We start from the raw sequence: 563 nt of genomic DNA, 5'->3' as shown, positions 1-563 counted from the left end.
ACTCAATTTTGAATAGTCACTTAAAAGTGACATTCCCAAGAACACTTGAATGTGTTGTATTGGTGTTTGTCTATAAAGACAAACATTGAGAACTTTACAAACAAACTTTAAAAGTTTGTTTTGTCAGCTTTCCAAATTGTTAAAGAGCTAATCACTTCTCATGAAGTAACCATTTTTAAACATTCTCGTGAGAAACTGCTTAAAGATGGTGGGCGATACCGGGCTCGAACCAGTGACCCCCTGCTTGTAAGGCAGGTGCTCTCCCAACTGAGCTAATCGCCCACATGAGTTTTACGTCCTGTGGTAGACGTCAAGAATGGTGGAGCTAAGCAGGATCGAACTGCTGACCTCCTGCGTGCAAGGCAGGCGCTCTCCCAGCTGAGCTATAGCCCCATCTTGAGATTTCTTTCTAAGAAAGAATGGTGGGTCGTGCAGGATTCGAACCTGCGACCAATTGATTAAAAGTCAACTGCTCTACCAACTGAGCTAACGACCCAATGGTATCCCGTAGGGGAGTCGAACCCCTGTTACCGCCGTGAAAGGGCGGTGTCCTAGGCCTCTAG

The 563-nt window shown here is 45.6% G+C and carries 3 tRNA genes; all 3 read right to left on the bottom strand.

The features are described 5' to 3' along the window. Nucleotides 1–206: 206 nt before the first annotated feature. A tRNA-Val gene (locus EJ063_RS20500) sits at nt 207–282 on the bottom strand. A 35-nt stretch (nt 283–317) separates the two neighbouring features. After that, nucleotides 318–393: transfer RNA gene (locus EJ063_RS20495), tRNA-Ala, on the bottom strand. 27 nt (nt 394–420) lie between these two features. Then, nucleotides 421–496, bottom strand: a tRNA-Lys gene (locus EJ063_RS20490). Nucleotides 497–563 lie beyond the last annotated feature (67 nt).

It is taken from the genome of Vibrio aquaticus (assembly GCF_003970385.1).
Taxonomy (GTDB): Bacteria; Pseudomonadota; Gammaproteobacteria; order Enterobacterales; family Vibrionaceae; genus Vibrio; species Vibrio aquaticus.
Note: the sequence above shows the minus strand (reverse complement) of the source record. Positions and strands in the feature narration are given on the sequence as shown.